This is a genomic window from Microcoleus sp. B4-D4, assembly GCF_036705185.1.
Classification (GTDB): domain Bacteria; phylum Cyanobacteriota; class Cyanobacteriia; order Cyanobacteriales; family Microcoleaceae; genus Microcoleus.
This window is the reverse complement of sequence record NZ_JAUBTX010000005.1, coordinates 206,977-227,503: the sequence shown is the minus strand read 5'-3', so window position 1 is coordinate 227,503 and position 20,527 is coordinate 206,977. Positions and strand designations below refer to the sequence as shown.

The following is a 20,527-nucleotide window of genomic DNA, read 5'->3' as shown; positions in this document are numbered from 1 at the left end:
CCAAACTGAGATGCTCTGAATCTGTTTATATACAAGTATAAAATATTAAATAATTTCAAGGTCAATAAATGACTAGACTTAAATAGATAATTGTTCCATCTTTGTAATAGGCGTATCATGTCCAAAATCATCTCTGTTCACTCTTACCGGGGCGGCACTGGCAAATCGAACACGACTGCAAACCTGGCATCTATTATCGCTCGCGACGGAAATCGGGTCGGTATTGTAGACACAGATATTCAATCGCCCGGGATTCACGTACTGTTCGGTTTCAGCGAGAGCAACATGGATCGCTCCCTGAACGATTACCTGTGGGGCCGATGTCCGATCGCCGAAACGGCCTACAATGTGAGTGAGTTGATACCAAAATTAGCGAATAACGGCAACCTCTTCCTCGTTCCTTCGAGCATTAAAGCAGGGGAGATAGCGCGAGTTTTGCGCGAAGGCTACGACGTGGGACTGCTTACTGACGGCTTTCAAGAACTGATAGACGTTCTGAATTTAGACTACCTATTTATCGACACGCACCCTGGGCTCAACGAAGAAACCCTGCTCAGCATCACGATTTCCGACATTTTGCTGCTAATTCTGCGTCCGGATCAGCAAGATTTTCAGGGAACGGCTGTCACGGTAGATGTGGCCCGCAAATTAGAAGTTCCTAGGATTTTGATGACGATCAACAAAGCCCCAGAATCTCTGGATTTTGAGGATTTGAAGCAGCAAGTAGAGAGTATTTACAACATCCCAGTTGGCGGGGTGCTGCCCCACAGCGAGAAAATGATGCTGCTAGCGAGTAAGGGGGTGTTTGCACTCCAATTCCCTAATGACCCTCTAACTAAGGTGGTGGAAGGGATTGCCAAACAGATTGTAGGATAATGGGTGTGGCGGTGGTCGGCCCGGATGCAATAGTTTCGAGCTCCATGCTTGCGAAACGATGTCCCCGATTGCGCCGGCGAGTGCCGGGGAGAAACTTTCACTCGCGACAATATTTGCTTGAAGAGTAAGGAGAATGGCGACAAAATGAGATACAAATAGATTATGAGAATTTGTTAAAAAACTTTAGGAGGAGCACTCATGGAATTTGATTGGCGCATACTAATAGTATTGATGCCCGTCTTGTTGGCAGGCGGCTGGGCTGCGTACAACGTCGGCACTATAGCTCTCAAACAAGCGCAGAAATTGTTGAACAAGCAAACTTAAACTCAGCATTTTCACTGGTAATTTCGCAGCCGACTGTTTCTTGAGATACAAAAACAGTCGGTCTCTTTGTGCCTTGGCTTAACAAGAGCGATGGCTGATGCGATTGGCTGCGGGCGATTGGCGAATGATATCGTGTCCGGTAGATTGACATATCTCAGATTGGATCGCGCGTGCGTCAGTCAGAGCCTGCATAAGAGCGGACTCGGGGACACACGCGCGAACTGTTTTTGTGATGGTAATCTACCGGACATGATATGACTTACTGGATTGCGATCGTGGTTTGGAGCAGGGGTTAACGGCAGTTGCTTCATGTTTGGGAATTTGTTTGATTTTTGACCTGAAGGGCAATTTACGACTCTAGAGAGAGTTTGTGCAAGTCAAACAACAGTTATATTCAGGACTTGTGCAGAAACCGGGTGCGATCGCACAAAAATACAGTCCCGGACGCACTCACACACCTAGAATCCGGGTTTTTTTACTCGTTCTGTGGGTGAGTGCGAATGAGGCGCATAGAAAAAACCCTGTTTCGACGCACCCGTGCGTAAGTGCTCAAATAGTTGGTAGCAAGCGCTACCGGGTAAGAGAAGCCTATTGTCTATATTAGACGAATCCCATAATTCTTGTGGATCGGGCGCATAGAGCCTGCTCTTTAGAGGTTGTTTGGAATTGGTCTATTGGGGCAAAGGCGTAAGTGAAGAGCTTGATGTTTTTGGCTGTACTCAGCAGTTGTGATGAGATGGCCATACAAATATTTAGCAAGTACGTTCCGGCAAAAAATATGAGACAATCGCCAAAGTATTTGCGCTGAAAAGATCCCTAAAAACTGCGAAGTTTAACCAATAGGGAATATCTGTCAAATTGTCAACGTTTAACTCCTATATCTAAGGATAGATTATGCTTTTTCCCCGATCGAGCGGCATTTTACTCCACCCAACATCTTTTCCCAGCCGATTCGGTGTTGGGGACATGGGCATAGAAGCATATAAGTTTATTGACTTTTTAGTGGAAAGCGACCAGCAATACTGGCAGATATTGCCGCTGGGCCCTACTGGTTACGGCAATTCTCCTTATTCGTGCTATTCAGCAATGGCAGGAAATCCGATGATGCTGAGCCCGGAAATTATGCGGGACGAGCAATTGCTCAGCGATGAAGATTTAGATAGTTTGCCGGAATTTTCGCTGGATACAGTAGAATTCGATCGGGCGATCGCGCACAAAGTACCTCTGCTCAAAAAAGCCTGCGAAAACTTCAAAGCGAAAGCATCGCCGGTGCAGCAAAAAGAATTCTCTGGTTTTTGCCAGAGCAAAGCGCTTTGGCTGGAAGATTATGCCTTATTTATGGCACTAAAAGACAGTTTCAACGGTTCGAGCTGGCACACTTGGGAACCAGAAATTGCCCGACGCAAACCGGAGGCGCTAGACAAGTGGCGGCAGCAGCTAAATACTGAGATTTATTACTACAAATACGTCCAGTTCGAGTTTTTCCGCCAGTGGACAGAGTTGAAACGCTATGCGAACCTGCGCGAAATTAAAATTATTGGCGACATTCCGATTTATGTAGCTCACGACAGCGCAGATGTGTGGTCAAATCCCAACTTATTCTGCTTGGATGAAGAAAGCGGAGAACCAGCTTTAATGGCGGGTGTTCCCCCGGATTATTTTAGCGCCACAGGTCAATTGTGGGGCAATCCGGTCTACAATTGGGAGGCGCTGCAAGCAAATAATTTTGAGTGGTGGGTGCAGCGTTTTGAAGCGCTTTTTGATTATGTAGATGTGAGCCGGATCGACCACTTTCGAGGATTTGACGCTTACTGGGCGGTGAAGCGCGGGCAGCATACTGCGATGGAGGGAGAGTGGATTAAGGCGCCGGGAACGGCTTTGTTTGAGGTAATTAATGAAAAGTTTGGGAACTTGCCGATTATTGCTGAAGATTTGGGGGTAATTACTCCTGAAGTGGAAGCTTTGCGCGATCGGTTCGAGTTTCCGGGTATGAAGATTTTGCAGTTTGCTTTCGGCGCGGGCCCGGAAGATCCTTTTTGGCCTTTTAATTACGATCGCAACTGCGTAGTCTACACCGGCACCCACGACAACGACACGACTGTCGGCTGGTTCAATCAACTCCAACAGTACGAAAGAGATGAGGTTTTTCGTTATTTGGGCTGTATCGATCCCCAAGGAATTCACTGGTCTTTAATTCGCATGGGTTGGACTTCGGTTGCTAATTTGGCAGTTGTGCCGTTTCAAGATTTGTTGGGTTTGGCTACTGATGCGCGGATGAATTTTCCGGGGAAAGCAGACGGAAATTGGGGCTGGCGGTATCGGCGCGAAGCTTTGAATTGGGAGGTGCGCGATCGGCTAAAAAACATGACTTACATCACCGGGCGCACTCCTAATAAAAATTGAACAAAAATGGGTAATTGGTAATTGGTAATCTGCTCGTGTCCGGTCAATTATATCAATTCCGGTTGCACTCATACATGATGTTAACGGTTAACGGTTAACGGTTAACGGTTAACCGTCAACAGTTAATTTACTATTCCGATGCTATCGGAAACGATATTACCCGTAACAAAAATGGTTCGTAGTGCGTCCTAGCTTCCGCTTTCATGTTGCGGAAGCTAGGACGCACTACGAACCTAATTAAGAGCGAGTGTGGTTAATCGATCGCGGATGATAGGAGTCAATAAAGAAGGAGATGTCACTAAAACTTATCGACGGCTAGTTATTAACTATTTCCGATTGCCTTTTTCCGATTAACCTTGATTTTTGGAATCGGCTGAAGGCTTGAGTTCATCTGCTTTAAAAATAAGTTGTTTGGCGACTCCGGGGTTTCCGATTAGTTCTGGTTGTCCGTTATTCACAGCAATCATTACCCCGCCGGCGTTACCAGCTACAATTACCAATTTGCGATCGGCTTCCCAGGTTTGTACAGTCCCGGTCGGCAAAATTCCCTCAAATTCTGTTTTGCCATCGACTTCAATCTGCATCCAGGAATCTGCCTTAAAAGTGAGGCTAACCATCACTGGTTTGTTGCTAGATTTATTGGGATTTTGACCGGTTCTTGCTGCTTCGACAGCCCCGTAACTATTGGGTTTCTGTTTTTTTGAGGCGCTCGATGCTGAGGCTGCTAAACGAGCTTGTTCTTGCTTCCCGAGGGCTAATTCTTCGGCTGTGGCATCTTTTTTGCCTGTCGTAGAATTGCCCATCAAGTGAGATAAGCCGTTGACTGAACAGATAATTAGAAATGTGTAAAAGATGTAGAGGTGCATCGGGCGCAATTGAGGCCCATCTTGCCAGGATAGCTTGGTGCTCGATCGCGCTGGCGGTTCGATCGGGAAAAAGTAAGCAAACTGAGTTGAGTCCAAACCCATTGCTTCGGCGTAGCGCTTGATCAAACCTTGAGTGTAGACCGGTTCGGGGAGTTGGTCGAGTTGACCCTCCTCGATGGCTTGCAGGAGATTCCGGCGAATCATTGTTACCACGGCTACTTTGTCCAAAGAAATCGAATGCTGTTCGCGGCACTCGCGGAGTTGAGCTCCTATTTCCGCTAGCTTATTTTGAGGTGGTTCGGGCTCTTGGGGTTGCAGTTTCTGCTTAGTTGTTTTGAAGAATAAAAACAATAAATTCTTTGTCATATGCTGTGCTCCTCTAGATTTTCTGGCACGCTTATTGATGTTAGGTTGACTAGATTCCATAAAAAAATAATTTCTGCATCTTCTAGGGGGCGGTAGCTGCCCGGTGGCAATATTGGCGAACCGGGCTGCTGCAATAGAATCGGGCCAATGGCTGTGCGGTGCAGGCGTACCACGGGATGTCCCAACTGCTCGGCAATACGCCGAATCTGTCGGTTTCTCCCTTCTGATAGAATGATTTCTAACAGAGTTTGGTCTCCGGCGCGATCGAGAATTCTCACTTTTGCGGGCAAAGTCTTTCTGTCGGACAGGATGATGCCCTGACGCCACGCTTGCAGTATGGTTTCCGGGGGATCGCCCCGTACCCAAACCTGATAAGTTTTGGCGATCGAGTGACGCGGATGGGTCAAACAAAATGTCAGCTTACCATTATTGGTGAGCAAGAGAGCGCCTGTGGAATCTGCATCTAAGCGTCCTACGGGGTGGATGCCTTGACCATAGCGCAATTTTGGTGGTAATAAGTCGAGAACTTTCGATCGGGCTCTGGGATCGCGGCAAGTAGAAACTACGCCTGCGGGTTTGTTGAGCAACAGATAGACAAAAGCGGGTCGATCCGTTGGTTTCACCGGGATTCCATCGACTTCGATCAAATCGCGATCGGGATTCGCTTTTTGTCCTAAGCGAACAATATTGCCATTAACTCGGACTCGTCCAGCGACAATCATCTGTTCTGCCAGACGGCGAGAAGCAATGCCCCACTGGGCTAGAATTTTTTGCAGCCTTTCATCAGACATGACGGGAGTGTGGGAACCGCCAACGCAGGAACGTTGGGGGAGGAAATACGATAGGGTTAATGGATGTAACCTTACTACCAATGTTGAATTCCTAGTCGGGAATAAATTTTTATGGTGGGCAATCCTTACAGGGCGTTGCGCCCGGTGTAGATTGTCCTGATGGCATAACCCTGAATGTTTTTGTGCAACAACTACGAGGAAAAGACTCGTGGCAGGCTATCGCCCCGCCGTTAGTTTGCTGTTAATTTGAGAGGTGTGGGTCTGACTAGACCATAATCAACACTACCATAAATCCCGTACATCCGGTTAAATTGATACGCTCGATCGCTAAATTTGCCTTGGGATCGCACAAACTGGGTTTGTGAGGCTGGATGCGAGTCCCAGTTAAAGTTCTGTGCTTGAATATTAAGGCTTATATTTTTTAATGGTTTATGACTGTCGATCGCAACTCACTTCAATTTGACAATCAATCTGGCGCTGCTAGCTCTGATGGGACTGCTAATCTCGCCGAGGGACAAGGAACACCACCGCCTGGTAGAGGCAGCCGGATCGCGAGTTCGGTGCTGTCTCCGGCGGTGCAGTTGTGGCTGCGATCGCAAGTTCAGCACGTTGACGAGTTGAAGGTGAAAATTGAGGGGAGCGATCGACAAATCTTCAGCGGTGCGATCCCCAAAGTAACGGCGGCCGCCAGCGGTGCTGTGTATAAAGGATTACATCTCACAGAAGTTGCTATAGAGGGCTGTGGCATTCGCATCAACCTCGGTCAAGCTCTCAAAGGCAAGCCCCTGCGCCTGCTCGAATCCGTTCCCGTCACCGGCGTTTTGAGGCTTGCTCAAGCGGATTTGAATGCGTCGCTGAAAGCACCTTTGCTGGCTGATGCTTTGAGCGAATTTTTGCTACCAATGTTACCGCTGACAGATAGCGAAAAATCTCTGAAATTGCAAGATTCTCAGATAAAAATTGAGGCGGGGAAGTTGACACTTTCGGCGACAATTTTGCGCGCTGGCGGTAGCAAAATTCCTTTGGTATTGCGGACTGGTTTGCGGATTGTCAGCGGTAGCGAATTGATGTTTGAAGCACCAGAAATAGAAATCGATGGAGAATTAAAGAGTAGTGATTTCAATGATTTTAAAATTGATTTCGGACAGGAAGTTGCAATTGATGAGTTGATTTTGAGTCCGGGGGAGATGGTTTGTCGGGGTGGAATTAGAGTTTTGCCTTAGTTAGTTAGTTAACTGTTGACTGTTGACTGTTAACTGTTGACTGTTGACTGTTAACTGTTAACTGTTGACTGTTGACTGTTGACTGTTGACTTTAACCTGATTCCTCGGCAGAGCTTGGAATACATACCCCAATGCCCAATCCCCAATTCCCAATGCCCAATCCCCAATCCCCAATCCCCAATGCCCAATTCCCAATCCCTCCGCTTCGCTCCGCCCAATCCCCAATCCCCAATGCCCAATCCCCAATTCCCAATTCCCAATGCCCAATCCCCAATTCCCAATTCCCAATTACCGATTAATTAAAAAAGAGTCGATCGCGGGTAAGAGCAAAATCACAAAATAGTAGACTAAGGGCGCGGTAAAAACATAACTGTCAGTGCGATCGAGAATGCCGCCGTGACCGGGGATCAATTGTCCCGAATCCTTAACCCCCGCGTCTCGCTTCATCATCGACTCAGTTAAATCTCCCAACAAACTAGCAACACCAATCAACAAGCCAAAAACAGCCCCAGTATAGGGCCACCCAGGCCATTGTAAATACCAAGACCCGGCGACGGCCACGGCGATGCTGCCGCAAACACCAAATACAGCACCTTCAACGGTTTTTTTGGGGCTGATGTGGGAGAGGCTAGTGCGGCCGAAGAATTTGCCGACAAAATAAGCCCCAATGTCAGCGGCCCAGATGCAGAAGAAAGCCAGCATCAGCGAAGTCAATCCTAAAGATAGGTTGCTGTGACTTGTCCAAGACAGGGACGGGTGAATGTTAACGGGCGCATTGCTGGCTACTGTTTGCGAAAATTGGGTTGTAGCAATATTTGCCTGGTCGAAACCGACTCGCAGCCGTACCCAGTAGCTAGGTAAATAACCGCCGTAGAACAATCCTAAAATTGAGGTAGCAATATCGGCGATCGTGGATAATTTAGGTTGGAATAACAGGTAGAAACAGATTAAGGTTCCGGCGAGGGGAAACATCGCGTCTACGAGTTGGGGGGCCAGGGCGGCAGTAATGAGCAGGCCTTGACTGACAGCTAAGGTAGTTTTGGCTGCGGGTGCAATGCCTTTAGCCCTGGCTAACTGAAAATATTCCAATTGACCGAGGTAGACGATGACTCCAAAACCGAGGGTGAAGTACCATCCCCCCATAATAATCATTCCCAAAGCTAGGGCGATCGCAACTATTCCACTCAGGATACGGGACCAAGGCATAAAATGAATTTCTCACAGCAGATGGTAAATCGGTCGATCGATTTTGGATTTGAGATTTGAGATTTGAGATTTACAAGGGCAGATAAATCTGGGACATTGAACCTCAGTCCAAATTTGGGTGAGCGACGATTGTACGTGCCGCGGTATCCGTCTTTGGGCTGTGATTCGATGCAAAAATGCAAAAATGCTGCGATGCAAGAATTGTTAAGGTACGGCTTCCTCCCTTGCACGGGCAACCCCATCCCCAATCAATCTTCCAAAATCTCAACTCTGGCGGTCAATCCAACTATGGTCGCCCTTATTCTTAGTATGAACGTTAAGCGAACTTAAAAAAGGTTAAGAATTACATTTAGGAATGGGAATGGGGCATCGGGAATGGGGCATCGGGAATGGGGCATCGGGAATGGGGCATTGGGCATTGGGTATGTATTCCAGGCTCTGCCGAGGAACCAGGTCAACAGTTAACAGTCAACAGTTAACAGTCAACAGTCAACAGTCAACAGTTAACAGTCAACAGTCAACTGACTTCTAATCCAGCTTTTCGCCACTGAGAATGAATATGGGATTGACGGCGGCAAAGGTTTGACTCAGGCCGCGAGTTTCCAAACGGTTGACGGCGGACTGGACTACCTCGATGTTGCGGACTTGCAACTCGGCGAAGCTTTCGGAAAGGGCGTAAAGATTTTCTAAATTCGATGCTGTGGCGACAACTCGACCGCGAGGCTGCAAGTACCGCCAGACTTCCTTGAGAATCATTTTAATCGGGCGACCTCCTTCGATGCAGACTCGGTGGGGGGGTTGGGGCAGATTTTCGAGGCATTCCGGGGCACTGCCTTCTATGACTTCTACGTTGTCGAGCTCGAATCGATCGCAATTTCTGCGAATCAAGCTGGCTACTTCTTCGTCCCTTTCGACGGCGATAATCCGACCTTTGGGACAAAGCAAACCTGTTTCTACAGCAATTGTACCAGTACCTGCACCAATGTCCCACACTACTGAATCTGCTTGCAGTCGCAGGTGGGAGAGTAACAGCAGTCGGACTTCTCGCTTACTCATGGGAATTCCCGGTAAACGTTCAAATAAGTCATCGGGAATACCAGGAGTCACGTAGGGCCAAAGCATAGTTTGATTTTAAATAGAAGGCAGTTGTCAGTTGTCAGTTGTCAGTTGGTAGTTGTCAGTTGTCAGTTTGGCAGTTGGCAACCCCAAGGGAGGAAAGCACTATTTGCTACTTTCGATCTCCTTCATATTTACTGTCGCACAACCTTGAGAGTTTGGAGGTCGGGATCGCTACAACCTGTGATTTTTCCGCCGGCGGCAAGGATTTGTTGCAGGTAGTCAACGGCTGCTGGGGTAATGATTTCACCGGGCATCAAAACTGGTATTCCTGGGGGATAGGGACAGATGAGCTCGGCGCACAGGCGATCGACCGCTTTGTCTGCAGCTACGGTTTCTACAGGGGAAAAGAAGGCATCGCGGGGGGAGAGGGGGAGAGGGGGAGAGGGGGAGAGGGGGAGAGGGGGAGAATGAGGGAGTGGGAGAGGGGGAGAATGAGGGAGTGGGAGAGGGGGAGAGGGGGAGAGTGGGGAATGGGAAAAATCTTGCTTCTTGCTTGTTGCTTCTTGCTGAAATATCGAGCTATTAAATCCGTTAAATCCCGCACATTTATCGCTGTCTAACTTGCTTCTTTCTGCTAAAACTTTGAAAGCTTTAACTAGATTGTCGATATCTGATTCTGTATTCCCCAAACTGATAATAAATGTGAGATGTTGCGGCATGGGAAGTTCTGCTGTGACTGCGAGTTCCGAGTGCATGATTTCATCTGCAAAAAATCCTGTGATGCCTAAATCGGATACTTTTACTGTTAGCCTCGTTCTGTCTAATGCGGCACAACCGGGCGTGTTTGATGGTTCTAAAACTGATAAGCCGGGAATTTGATTGAGACGATCGCGCGCTGTGTCTGCTAATAGTAAGGTTTGAGCCATTAATTCTTTGCCGTGGAGGGCGATTTGTTGGCGGGCGGCGTCTAATGATGCTAACAATAAGTAGCTGGGACTGGTGGATTGTACTAGCTGCAATGCTCGATCGAGTTTTTGGATATTTATACGATCGCCCTTGAGGTGCAGCATCGATGCCTGTGTCATTGCACTGAGGGTTTTGTGGATTGATTGTACCGTTAAATCTGCCCCGGCTGATAGGGCCGGTTCTGGTAAGTTTGGGTGAAAGTTAAAGTGCGCGCCGTGGGCTTCGTCTGCTAATAACGGGATGTTGTATTGATGGGTAAGTTGGACGATCGCCCGCAAATCCCCGCAAACGCCGTGATAGGTTGGGTAGACGACCATTACTGCTTTCGCGTCGGGATGTTGTTCTAGGGCTGCTGCTGTGGCTTCTGGGGTGATGCTGTTGGCAATATCCCAATCCTGGTTGTATTCTGGATTGACAAAAATTGGAATTGCACCGGATAAAATTAAACCTGAAATCGCCGAGGAGTGGATATTTCGAGGCAAGATAATTTTATCGCCGGGGCCGCAAGTTGCTAAGATGGCTGCGATAATTCCGCAAGTTGAACCGTTAGCCAAAAACCGAGTTGATTGGGCTCCAAATGCTTGGGCGGCTAATTCTTGAGCTTCGGCAATTGCACCTTCTGGGTTAAAGAGATTGTCTAACTCCGGCAATTCGGGCAAATCCGATCGAAATACTGTTGCACCGAATAAGTCAATTAAGGGCCCTGAGATTCCTTGTCCGCCTTTGTGTCCGGGGGCGTAGAATGGGGCGTGCGGATGATTTGTGCGATCGCGCAAGGCATCTAATAGAGGCGTTTGTTGTTGAGAGTTTGCTGGTGACACGCTTAATCTTGATTGCTGTATTTGATATTTAGTTTAATACCGAAGGCATATTTTTATGCGACGTAACATTAAATTATAGCTATTTAGATAGATGTGTTAGCCACAATTTTAAATTTAATATAATGAGATTAAACAATCTGACCACTCAGTTGTTTTTGTTTGAAAATATAGGTATGAGTGGCAACAAAATGTTTTTGAGACATCTCTATTAGCGAGCAAAACAATAACATGATTTCTCCCAACCCTACTCCGTTTCCAGGCCCGCAGATTCCCAGCACCGAACCGGGGCTGCCGACTATACCCGCATCGCCACCGGTGCCGGGCCCCGTTCCCGAACCGATTCCCGGGCTAGTACCGGAGCCGGTACCTGCGCCAATTCCGCAGCCAATTCCCGAACCGGTGCCGGAAACTGTACCTTCGCCGATTCCTCAGACAGTGCCGGGGCCGATTCCTCAGACAATCCCTGAACCTATTTAAATTATGTTTTAGTTGATCGCGAAATTTAAGATTGTTTGTGAGGTCGATCGCAAAAACCGGGTTTCTCCCAAGTCCCCAATCTTTTTGATGAATATCAGACTTGAAAAAACTCGGTTTTTGCCTAAATTATCGATTAATTGAAGTTGATCGAACTCTCTTTACAAAAGTTAATACCACGCAAATCAGTGTATGTGCCGTCAGAGTATTGGGCCCTGACATCAAAAACACAGCCCCCCGAGATATCACCCTCGTACTCAGCTGAATCAAATTCAAAAGGGACAGTGCCCCGATCGGCAAGCGGACCGTCTAACAGGTTTTCTCCCCAATCATCGTCGGAACTACCCGACTGGAGGACTGTCATCGTCTTGCCGCTGTTGTTAATCACCGAAATTTTGACCATCTCAGCGAAAACGCTAGCTGCTGTAAGCCCTAACAGGGGTAGCGACAGCCCCACAGCGATCGTTACTCTGCTTAACCACTGGTTAACCATTGAGCCATCTACCTCAAGTTGTATATTTATTCAAGCTTAGCTGTAAAAGTTAGAAGGGACAAGTCAGATATATTGCTATTGCTTATGATATTTTGATACAGTGATATGTTTCTAAATAGCTATGCTTACTGCCGGAATTGTCGGACTGCCTAATGTTGGCAAATCTACTTTGTTTAATGCTCTGGTTGCTAATGCCAAGGCGACTGCTGCTAATTTTCCTTTCTGTACGATCGAGCCAAATACGGGTATCGTGGCAGTGCCAGACGAACGGTTGAAGGTGCTGAGCAATATTTCCAAATCCGTGCAAACTGTGCCGACGCGCATGGAGTTTGTGGATATTGCGGGTTTGGTGAAGGGGGCGAGTCAGGGGGAAGGGCTGGGAAATCAGTTTTTGTCTCACATTCGGGCCGTGGATGCGATCGTCCATGTTGTCCGCTGTTTTGACAATGATGATATCATTCACGTTGCGGGTTCTGTCGAACCCCAACGAGATATTGACATTATCAATCTCGAATTAATTCTAGCAGATTTGGCTCAAATTGAACGCCGGCTCGATCGCACTCGCAAACAAGCCCGCAACAATAAGGAAGCTCAAGCAGAAGTGGACGTGCTTGAAAAGTTGGTTGTGGTTTTGAATGCAGAAAAACCAGTGCGCCAGTGCAGTTTAACTGACGAAGAAGCTGAATTAGTTAAAGGTTTAGAATTGTTGACAAACAAGCCGATCATCTATGCAGCCAACGTGTCTGAAGACGATTTGGGAACCGGAAATAGCTATGTCGAACAAGTGCGGGAAATAGCAGCTAAAGAAAATGCTAAGGTTGTCATAGTTTCGGCGCAAGTTGAGTCAGAATTGGTGGATCTTCCAGAGGAAGAACGGGCGGATTTCTTAGAATCTCTGGGGGTTAGTGAAGGTGGCTTAAAATCTTTGATTCGAGCTACTTATGACTTATTGGGTTTGCGGACTTATTTCACTAGCGGGCCGCAGGAAACTCGGGCTTGGACGATTATCGCGGGAATGTTAGCACCGCAAGCTGCAGGGGTGATTCACTCGGATTTTGAGCGGGGTTTCATCCGGGCCGAAACTGTAGCTTATGAAGATTTGGTTGCTACGGGCGCGATGAATGCTGCTAAGGAAAAAGGCTTAGTTCGCAGTGAAGGAAAGCAGTATGTTGTACAAGAGGGCGATGTGTTGTTGTTCCGATTTAATGTGTAGTTTTTTCAGGAGATAAGCAAATGGATATCGTTTCGCTGGCAATTGCTTGGTTGGTAACATCGGTGAGCTTTTTTATTATTTCCAAGTTGCCCATCGGGGTGGACATTGACACTTTTGGAAAAGCGATGGTTTCGGCTGCAGTTTTTGGATTGCTGAATGCTTTAGTGCGGCCGATTTTTATGTTGTTTACGTTTCCAGCTTTGTTGCTAACTTTTGGTTTGTTTATGATTGTTATCAACGCTGCTATCTTTGGATTGGCGGCTTGGCTAGTCGAAGGATTTCGCTTGCGGTGGGGAATTTGGAGTGCTTTGTTGGGCGCTGTAGCCCTCGGTTTTATTAACTCTATTCTTTATCAGTTGTTGAGTACGCTGCCAAGCGTGCGGTAGATAGAGAAAGCAACGCGGAAGGGGCGGGTTTATCTGTGTTGTTAGCTATAGCAAATATCCCCGGCAAAACCCGCCCCTAATGACCAATGATATCAAATCCCGTAGCATCGGAATTATTCATATCTCTATTGTCTCTCTGTGTCCTCTGTGTTCTCTGCGGTTAAATCATTCCGATGCAACCGGAAACGATATGACTAATGACCAATGACCAATGACTAATGACCTATGATGAGTAATTATCAGGGACAAAAGCGTCTCGACTGCGACTATTTTCCACAGGCCAGTCTGGATGTTCTCCGCCGATAATCAATTCTTCAACCGTCACGAATTCTTTGCTTAGTTGCTGGAAAACATTAATTAAAATATCGATGCCAATAGCGTCGCTCGTCCCTAAATCAAACCAACAGCGAGCCCAAGAACCTTGATACTCCATTTCTCCCATATTGTGCATCAAAGCCATCATGCTTTGGTCGGCTAGATTAACATCGTAATCCATGTCACTAATATCTAAGCCTTCATCTTGAACTTGCAAATTTTCGGCATTAAATCCCCCTAGTTTTCCTAAGAAAAACCAAGAGTCAAATACTTCTTCAACATACTGTTTTTCACCGTTTGAAGGCACGTTGCTAAACTTCAGCCAAATCCAGAGGTCAAAGGGGTTAAACTCGCGAAACTGTACTTTCATGGTTTTTTGGTATTTTTATAGTGGTGGTAAAGCCGTCGGCCCCCAAATGCCACCTGCATCTCTGATTTTATCGCGCATTGGGTCGCAGTTACGAGATTTGCTGTCGAGACGGTTGCGCGTTTTGCACTGCTGAAAGAAGATTTCGGCTACTAGGCTGCGCGGTAGTTGGTCTGGTTTGACTAAGGCTGCGTCGAAGTTTTGGCGGGCTTCTTCTAGTAGGGTTTTGTTGATGTCTTTTCCCCTGGCTTGGGAAAACAAGATTTGTGCTTTGAGATAAAGAATTTCTGGATTGTTTGGTGTTTCTGCTAGGGATTTGTTTGCAAATTCTAGGGCGCGATCGTATTTTTTCAAGTCTCGATAGCCTACTGCCATGCCGCGATAAGCTAAGTAGCGGGGAGAGGCTTTTTCTTCCAGTCGTTTAATGGCTTCGCTGGGGTTGGAAAAGGGCAGGTTTGTGGCTAGCATTAAGTCCATGTAGCCTTTAAGCAGGTTGAGTTCTGGGTCGTTGGGAGCTATTTTTTCGGCTGCATCTAGGTATTGAAATACTACTCGCAGTTTGTTGAGCGCTTGGGGTGCGCCTTTGGCTGTTCCTTCTTGGGCTATGGCCTTTGCTCCTTCTAGAAAGTGACCGACTGCTGTGTATAGGTTGCCGCGTAATGGGTTAGTTTTTGTCAAGTTTTCGCCTACTTCGCGGGTTTTTTGCGCGTAGGAATTCATCGAGTTGAAGTCCTGCTGGATATAGGATAGGGAGGCTGCCATTGCATAGGCTAGCGGTTCGTTTGGTTCGGCTAATAGTGCTTGTTGAACTTGGACTTTTGCTTGTTTGTAGTTTCCTTGTTCAAACATTGTTTTGAAGGCTGCTTCGGTGTTGGGCCCGATCGCCTGTGGGTTGCTGCTCCGAAAGGGATCGCCCGCTACTGCGGAGTTAATGCAGAGGCCGAGGACGATCGCACTTGCTCCAAGGGCGATCGCCCCCACAGTCTTTTTGGAACTCAACATCTGCTTGCCAATGGACGCTAAAATAGTTTTCATCATCGTCAATTCTCAAAAAGCAATTGATTGTAAACTGGGAATCTGAAAATTGAAAATTCAGACTTCCGGGCCGCGACTCAAAAATCGATCGGATGGTCTTGATTTTTTCTGGCTATTGCTGTATACTTTAATAATGGGATTGTGAGCATTCATAAAATTTCTGCACATATTTTCATTATCAAATGATAGCATTAAATAATCTCAAAATCAAGGGGGAAAGCTCAAAAAAAAGGCTGATTTTTGTAAAGATTTATGTAAAATAATTGTATGCGATCGGTATCAGCAAAAAAAAGTCTCCACTATTAATAGTAACTGCCAACTAACAACTGCCAACTAACAACTGCCAACTAACAACTGCCAACTGCCATTAATGCTTTATCTAAAAAACTTAGTTTATCATCCTACAGCCTGTCCGAATGCTATTCTGAAAAATATCAACTTAGAACTGCCATCGCAGCAAATGGGGCTGATTGTAGGCCGCAGCGGTTCCGGCAAAAGTACGCTATTAGAAATATTAGCAGGTTTAGCAGAAAAAACTAGCGGCGACATCCGCTGGCGCGAACAAGAATTAACACCGGAACACTTGCAACAGTTAGGAGGTTTAGTCTTCCAGTTTCCCGAAAGGCATTTTTGCGGAGGCACAATTTTAGAAGAATTGCGACTGGGACATCCTGAATTGGGACAAGAACAAATTAACTCAGCAATGGCAGAAGTGGGACTCGGACATTTGCCGTTGCGTAGTTCTCCCCACGCTTTGAGTGGCGGACAACAGCGTCGGGTAGCCCTCGCGGTGCAACTAATTCGCCAGCCGCATTTGCTGCTTTTGGATGAACCGACGGCGGGTTTGGATTGGTCGATGCGCCGGCAGTTGGTAAGCTTGTTGGGTAAGTTGAAAAGTCACTGGACTTTGTTGATTGTCACTCACGATGCTAGCGATTTGTTGGGCGTTGCTGATAAATTTTGGACTTTAGACCACGGGGATTTGCAAGAGGTCGATCGGGCTAAGTTAGAAGCTAAGGAAGCGAGTTTTGTTAGTCAGTAGTCAGTTGGTAGTTGGCAGTTGGCAGTAGGCAGTAGGCAGTAGTCAGTAGTCAGTAGTCAGTAGTCAGTAGTCAGTAGTCAGTAGTCATACCAAATCCGGGTTGGGTATCCCCTTTATCAACCAGTCGGCGCAGGCCGACATCGTTTGTGTAGACGCGGTTTCAACCGCCGAATCATCAAAGGGATATGTTATCCGAATCTAGTATCTGTGAAGCATTTTTAGGTATTTTGGAGCGGAGAGAATTTGCAGAGTTTACGAAATAGTAGGAATAGAAGATGAATCAGATGACAGTGCCTGTGTTGCCGGCAATGAATGAATTGTGGCAAAAAACGCTGAATTGGCAGCCGGATGAGTCGCAGCAGCAACAATTTCAGCGGCTTTACGAGTTGATTGTTGAGGGAAATCGTTCCTTGAATTTAACTCGAATTACTGAGCCTGTTGAGTTTTGGGAAAAACATTTGTGGGATTCTCTGCGGGGAATTGCGAGACTGCTGCCACCGAATCAAAATTTGGCGGAAAATAACGATTTTCCCGCCGATCGCCCGTTGAAAGCGATTGATATCGGGACTGGTGGCGGTTTTCCGGGTTTGCCGATCGCGATCGCCCTGCCGGATTTATCTGTCACCTTGCTCGATTCTACTCGTAAGAAAATTACTTTCTTGGATACTGTTTTGCCGTCTTTAGGGATCGCAAATGCTGTGACTTTGCTGGGCAGATCCGATGAAATTGCCCGACAGTTGCCGCACAAACAAGCTTACGATTTAGCTCTTCTGAGGGCTGTTGGAGCCGCTTCTGCTTGTGCTAAATACGCGCTACCTTTCCTGAAAAATGGCGGTTTGGCTGTGCTTTACCGGGGGAATTGGACGGCGGAGGAAGAGACGGATTTGCAAAGTGCGATCGAGCGTTTGGGCGGCACACTTGAGTCAGTCGAATCATTTACAACGCCGACAAGTCAGGGCGCGCGCCACTGCGTTTACTTGCGGAAAACTGTACAGCAGTTCGATCGCCCGATTCGTTAGCTAGAGAACGTTTCTATTGGCGGGATTGATATCAAGGGATGTTTTTATTTTAGAGATAACAAATAGTGTAGCTCGCTCGCAGCTACACTATTTGTGAAACTAACCGATCGCCTTTTCGTAGCGCTTGTTAACTTCCGTCCAATTAACCACATTCCACCAAGCTTTCAAATAGTCAGCGCGGAGGTTTTGATAGTTGAGATAATAAGCGTGTTCCCAAACATCATTGCCCATGATTGGATAGTTGCCATCCATGAAAGGAGTGTCTTGATTGGCAGTAGTTGCAATCTCTAGTTTGCCTGCTTTATTGCGAACCAGCCAAACCCAACCGCTGCCAAAACGCTTAGTACCGGCTTCGTTAAATTTGGCTTGAAAATCGCTAACACTGCCGAAATTTTGCTTAATTGCTGTGGCAATTGCGCCAGTAGGTTCGCCGCCGCCTTTAGGACTCATGATTTCCCAAAACATACTGTGATTGAGGTGTCCGCCGCCGTTATTCCGCACGGCTGTGCGAATATCTTCCGGCACTTTGCTCAAATCTTTGAGCATATTTTCCGCACTAATGTTTTTAAGTTGCGGGTGTTTGCTGACAGCTTCGTTGAGGTTTTTAACGTAGGCGGCGTGATGTTTATCGTGGTGAAATTGCATTGTCCGCGCGTCGATGTGCGGTTCTAAAGCGTTGTATTCGTAAGGCAGAGGCGGCAGTGTAAAAGGCCCGGGAGTTTGAGCTATTTTTGTATCTTTGGGCGCTGAACTTGCTTGCACTACAGTATTTCCTGATGCTTGGCAAGCACCTGCGGTAAGAGCTCCGACGCTAGCTGTCAGCAAATACAAGAAATCTCGGCGTTTGAGAGTCATAAAAGATACCTAAGTAGATTATTAACTGTTTGATCTCAGATTAAAGCAAAATGGGAGGGAGTTTGGAAAAAAAAGTTCTATCGCCCGAATGGATGAGACGGATGGGTGATGGTTGTGAGACTTTTTTGAGTATACGCTAATTGTGTGCGCCTGAGTAAAACTCATGTGTTCCGGTTAACTAACCCGATTTCTTTGTTGAAACCGGGTTTTTTTTGATTATTCTTGGGAAAGACGCTGCACGGATTCGCCTCCAAAAAGCCGATCGGCTGCTTGCAGAATACCGGGAATTTTGGCAGCGTGGGGGCTGTGGGCGAGACAGCGGCGCAAGTCCAATTCATTGAGCCGATCTGCTTTTTTGCCCGGAAACCAGTGGCTGGCGTTACCTAAAAGGTTGTAGCGCATCTTGCAATAGTCGATCGCATCGTAAGCATTCGCCAAATTCCACAGCCACAAAATCACTCGAATGTTAACCTCTCCGGGAGTATTTTCGATAGTTGGCAAACCGACATCCCAAGTCTTAAACCAATCTTCTCCTAATTTATCAATCGCTGCCTTTTCCAACCTTGCTAATATCGGCGGCAACAATTCATCGGCTCTATCTAACAATTCTACAGCCTTCAGATGCTCGTTAAAATCTTCTGGTTTGGCAGCACCCAAACTCAAAGTATGTACTTGCGGGTGCGACAAACAAAACAAATCGTTAAACACCATCGGACTCAGGGGATAGCACAAATCAACCAATTTTTGCGATGGGTTGTAAAGTTGACCGCCTTTGTCAGAAGGGCTGATAATAAAAACGCCCATGTCGTGACGTTTTGCCGCTTCAATTGCGGGCCCATTAATTTGATTGATGTAGTACCAGTGCAAGTTAATATAATCAAATTGATTGGTTTCAATGGTTTTGACAATCACATCCGTCGGGCCGTGAGTGGAAAAACCAATAAACCTAACTTTGCCTTCTGCTTGCAACTTTCTCGCCACATCCATGCAGCCGCCCTGACGCATAGACTCCTCTAGCAATTCCCACGTATTAATGCCGTGTAGCGACAGTAAATCGACGTATTCCAGTTGCAAATAAGCTAAGGATTTATCAAAGTCTTCGCGAAACTCTTGGGAGTTCGGTTTGGGGCTAACTTTCGTTTGCACTATCAACTTTTCGCGGGGAAATTTCGGGAAAATCCACCCCAGTTGCATCTCAGAAGTGCCGTAACCGCGAGCAGTTTCTATGTGATTGATGCCGCATTCAACCGAGTAGCGAATCGTCGCTTCTAGATTTTGTTGATTGTCTGGGGGAATTTCATTGGCTGGCACGTCTTGCCATTTGTACTGATATCTCATGCCACCGCAGGAAAAGACGGGCATGGATAATTCTGTGCGGCCGAATCTGCGATATTGCATCATCATAATCAAAGTCAAAGCTATAGCAGAAGGAAGAAGGAAGTTCGGCAACGGATTCTGTAACGGATGTAACGGATGTAACGGATGTCAGAAAGAAGGGAGAAGGAAGAAGGAAGAAGGAATATGTAACAATCGCAAGGGTTTCACTGATTAAGAACTTCTTAATAGTCTTGGCGGTTGCTATAGAGTAAGAAACCTTGTTTTTGGTATTTTTGCGGGTTGTAAATCCCATATAGCAGCATTCTCCTGAACAGGCAAGATGCCTGTTCTACAAAGAGTTTTTGACCGCCAACGGGCAGTTTTGACTATTTAGAAATCTCTCGTACTACTGGTTTTCCGTCTTGGATTTCGCCGACTAAAACTAAATCAGTACAGCCTACAAATAAGCCATTTTCTAACACACCGGGAATGTTATTCAATGTTTTTTCCATTTCTCCGGGGTTAGGAATGTTATCAAATTTGACATCAATTACCATGTTACCTTGGTCGGTAATTACTGGGCCGGCTTTTTTGATTCCCATGCGGAGTTCTGGTTTGCCGCCCAATTTTTCGATGGCGCGAGTAACGGGGGTGAGTGCCATCGGTATTACTTCGATGGGTACGCGAAAAGTAGAACCCAATTTATCTACCATTTTGGAACTGTCAACTACTACAATAAACTGAGTTGCGAGGTAATCGACCACTTTTTCGCGGGTGTGTGCTGCGCCGCCACCTTTAATTAAGTTGAGGTGGGGATCGACTTCATCAGCGCCGTCTATAGCTACGTCAATTCTGTCAATCTCATCTAATGTTGTCAGCGGCACTCCGTATTGTTTGGCCAATACTTCTGATTGAAAGGATGTCGGGACTCCTTTGATATCTTTGAGTTCACCTGATTTTATGCGATCGCCCAATGCTTGAATAGTATAAGCTGTAGTTGACCCGGTGCCTAGTCCGACAATCATACCAGATTTTACGCGATCGGCTGCTGCAAAGCCGACTTGCTGTTTCATCAATTTTACGGGGTCTTGTTCTCTGGTCATGTTCGGT

22 protein-coding genes are annotated in these 20,527 nt (G+C 46.7%); 10 read left to right on the top strand and 12 right to left on the bottom strand.

Translation table 11 applies throughout. From position 1 onward, the window contains the following. Positions 1-117 precede the first annotated feature (117 nt). The 3 genes from QUB13_RS06935 (at position 118) to malQ (ending at position 3,603) form a co-directional block, all read left to right on the top strand. Positions 118-876, top strand: coding sequence for a MinD/ParA family ATP-binding protein (locus QUB13_RS06935; RefSeq protein ID WP_333090720.1), 759 nt, complete (start codon positions 118-120; stop codon positions 874-876). Positions 877-1,074: 198 nt separating this feature from the next. Then, complete coding sequence (locus tag QUB13_RS06930; protein WP_333379826.1) at positions 1,075-1,200, top strand: photosystem II protein Y; 126 nt, start codon at positions 1,075-1,077, stop codon at positions 1,198-1,200. An 894-nt stretch (positions 1,201-2,094) separates the two neighbouring features. Beyond that, on the top strand, positions 2,095-3,603 hold the full coding sequence (gene malQ, locus QUB13_RS06925; protein ID WP_333379825.1) for a 4-alpha-glucanotransferase: 1,509 nt from the start codon (positions 2,095-2,097) through the stop codon (positions 3,601-3,603). A gap of 350 nt (positions 3,604-3,953) precedes the next feature. Here the strand turns inward: malQ and QUB13_RS06920 are convergent, their stop codons facing one another. Both QUB13_RS06920 and QUB13_RS06915 read right to left on the bottom strand, forming a co-directional pair. Continuing rightward, positions 3,954-4,835: a helix-turn-helix domain-containing protein gene (locus QUB13_RS06920; RefSeq protein WP_333379824.1), complete on the bottom strand. Its 882-nt coding sequence runs from the start codon at positions 4,833-4,835 to the stop codon at positions 3,954-3,956. Further along, entirely contained in the window at positions 4,832-5,626 is a 795-nt protein-coding gene (locus QUB13_RS06915; RefSeq protein WP_333379844.1) for a pseudouridine synthase, read from the bottom strand. Before QUB13_RS06915 ends, QUB13_RS06920 begins: the two co-directional genes overlap by 4 nt. 431 nt (positions 5,627-6,057) lie before the next feature. Between QUB13_RS06915 and QUB13_RS06910 the strand changes: the two genes are divergently transcribed. Then, complete coding sequence (locus QUB13_RS06910; protein WP_333379823.1) at positions 6,058-6,849, top strand: LmeA family phospholipid-binding protein; 792 nt, start codon at positions 6,058-6,060, stop codon at positions 6,847-6,849. A gap of 57 nt (positions 6,850-6,906) precedes the next feature. Here the strand turns inward: QUB13_RS06910 and QUB13_RS06905 are convergent, their stop codons facing one another. From QUB13_RS06905 to QUB13_RS06890, 4 genes are all read right to left on the bottom strand, one after another. Continuing rightward, a complete protein-coding gene (locus QUB13_RS06905; RefSeq protein ID WP_333379822.1) occupies positions 6,907-7,137 on the bottom strand; it encodes a hypothetical protein in 231 nt (76 codons plus the stop codon). Next, positions 7,138-8,055 (bottom strand): phosphatidate cytidylyltransferase, encoded by a 918-nt coding sequence (locus QUB13_RS06900; protein WP_333379821.1) that lies wholly within the window; start codon positions 8,053-8,055, stop codon positions 7,138-7,140. It lies immediately after the preceding gene. A gap of 528 nt (positions 8,056-8,583) precedes the next feature. Next, on the bottom strand, positions 8,584-9,177 hold the full coding sequence (gene cbiT / locus QUB13_RS06895; protein ID WP_333379820.1) for a precorrin-6Y C5,15-methyltransferase subunit CbiT: 594 nt from the start codon (positions 9,175-9,177) through the stop codon (positions 8,584-8,586). Between the two features lie 128 nt (positions 9,178-9,305). After that, positions 9,306-10,901, bottom strand: a complete 1,596-nt coding sequence (locus tag QUB13_RS06890) for an aminotransferase class I/II-fold pyridoxal phosphate-dependent enzyme (protein WP_333379819.1) — start codon at positions 10,899-10,901, stop codon at positions 9,306-9,308. Between the two features lie 228 nt (positions 10,902-11,129). Between QUB13_RS06890 and QUB13_RS06885 the strand changes: the two genes are divergently transcribed. After that, positions 11,130-11,378, top strand: a complete 249-nt coding sequence (locus QUB13_RS06885) for a gamma-aminobutyric acid A receptor, epsilon-like protein (protein ID WP_333379818.1) — start codon at positions 11,130-11,132, stop codon at positions 11,376-11,378. Between the two features lie 133 nt (positions 11,379-11,511). Here the strand turns inward: QUB13_RS06885 and QUB13_RS06880 are convergent, their stop codons facing one another. Next, on the bottom strand, positions 11,512-11,868 hold the full coding sequence (locus tag QUB13_RS06880) for a hypothetical protein (protein WP_333379817.1): 357 nt from the start codon (positions 11,866-11,868) through the stop codon (positions 11,512-11,514). Positions 11,869-11,989: 121 nt separating this feature from the next. Between QUB13_RS06880 and ychF the strand changes: the two genes are divergently transcribed. Both ychF and QUB13_RS06870 read left to right on the top strand, forming a co-directional pair. Next, positions 11,990-13,081 (top strand): redox-regulated ATPase YchF, encoded by a 1,092-nt coding sequence (gene ychF, locus QUB13_RS06875; protein WP_333379816.1) that lies wholly within the window; start codon positions 11,990-11,992, stop codon positions 13,079-13,081. 20 nt (positions 13,082-13,101) lie between these two features. After that, complete coding sequence (locus QUB13_RS06870) at positions 13,102-13,467, top strand: phage holin family protein (protein WP_333379815.1); 366 nt, start codon at positions 13,102-13,104, stop codon at positions 13,465-13,467. A 223-nt stretch (positions 13,468-13,690) separates the two neighbouring features. Here QUB13_RS06870 and QUB13_RS06865 read toward each other — a convergent pair whose 3' ends face one another. Both QUB13_RS06865 and QUB13_RS06860 read right to left on the bottom strand, forming a co-directional pair. After that, positions 13,691-14,152, bottom strand: a complete 462-nt coding sequence (locus tag QUB13_RS06865) for a DUF3531 family protein (RefSeq protein WP_333379814.1) — start codon at positions 14,150-14,152, stop codon at positions 13,691-13,693. Between the two features lie 15 nt (positions 14,153-14,167). Next, entirely contained in the window at positions 14,168-15,187 is a 1,020-nt protein-coding gene (locus QUB13_RS06860) for a Sll0314/Alr1548 family TPR repeat-containing protein (RefSeq protein WP_333379813.1), read from the bottom strand. Positions 15,188-15,554: 367 nt separating this feature from the next. Between QUB13_RS06860 and QUB13_RS06855 the strand changes: the two genes are divergently transcribed. Both QUB13_RS06855 and rsmG read left to right on the top strand, forming a co-directional pair. Next, positions 15,555-16,226, top strand: a complete 672-nt coding sequence (locus QUB13_RS06855) for an ABC transporter ATP-binding protein (RefSeq protein WP_333379812.1) — start codon at positions 15,555-15,557, stop codon at positions 16,224-16,226. Between the two features lie 275 nt (positions 16,227-16,501). Beyond that, complete coding sequence (gene rsmG / locus QUB13_RS06850) at positions 16,502-17,245, top strand: 16S rRNA (guanine(527)-N(7))-methyltransferase RsmG (protein ID WP_333379811.1); 744 nt, start codon at positions 16,502-16,504, stop codon at positions 17,243-17,245. 99 nt (positions 17,246-17,344) lie between these two features. Here the strand turns inward: rsmG and QUB13_RS06845 are convergent, their stop codons facing one another. Both QUB13_RS06845 and QUB13_RS06840 read right to left on the bottom strand, forming a co-directional pair. Beyond that, positions 17,345-18,100, bottom strand: a complete 756-nt coding sequence (locus tag QUB13_RS06845) for a Fe-Mn family superoxide dismutase (protein WP_333379810.1) — start codon at positions 18,098-18,100, stop codon at positions 17,345-17,347. 216 nt (positions 18,101-18,316) lie between these two features. Continuing rightward, positions 18,317-19,501 carry an aldo/keto reductase gene (locus QUB13_RS06840; RefSeq protein ID WP_442922140.1) on the bottom strand — a complete coding sequence of 395 codons (1,185 nt, stop codon included), beginning with the start codon at positions 19,499-19,501 and terminating at the stop codon, positions 18,317-18,319. On the opposite strand from QUB13_RS06840, the gene QUB13_RS06835 reads away from it, so the two are divergent. Beyond that, positions 19,461-19,652: a hypothetical protein gene (locus QUB13_RS06835; RefSeq protein ID WP_333379845.1), complete on the top strand. Its 192-nt coding sequence runs from the start codon at positions 19,461-19,463 to the stop codon at positions 19,650-19,652. The genes QUB13_RS06840 and QUB13_RS06835 overlap by 41 nt on opposite strands. Positions 19,653-19,803: 151 nt before the next feature. On the opposite strand, the gene rpiA is transcribed toward QUB13_RS06835, so the two are convergent. Further along, positions 19,804-20,520 carry a ribose-5-phosphate isomerase RpiA gene (rpiA, locus tag QUB13_RS06830; RefSeq protein WP_333379809.1) on the bottom strand — a complete coding sequence of 239 codons (717 nt, stop codon included), beginning with the start codon at positions 20,518-20,520 and terminating at the stop codon, positions 19,804-19,806. Positions 20,521-20,527 lie beyond the last annotated feature (7 nt).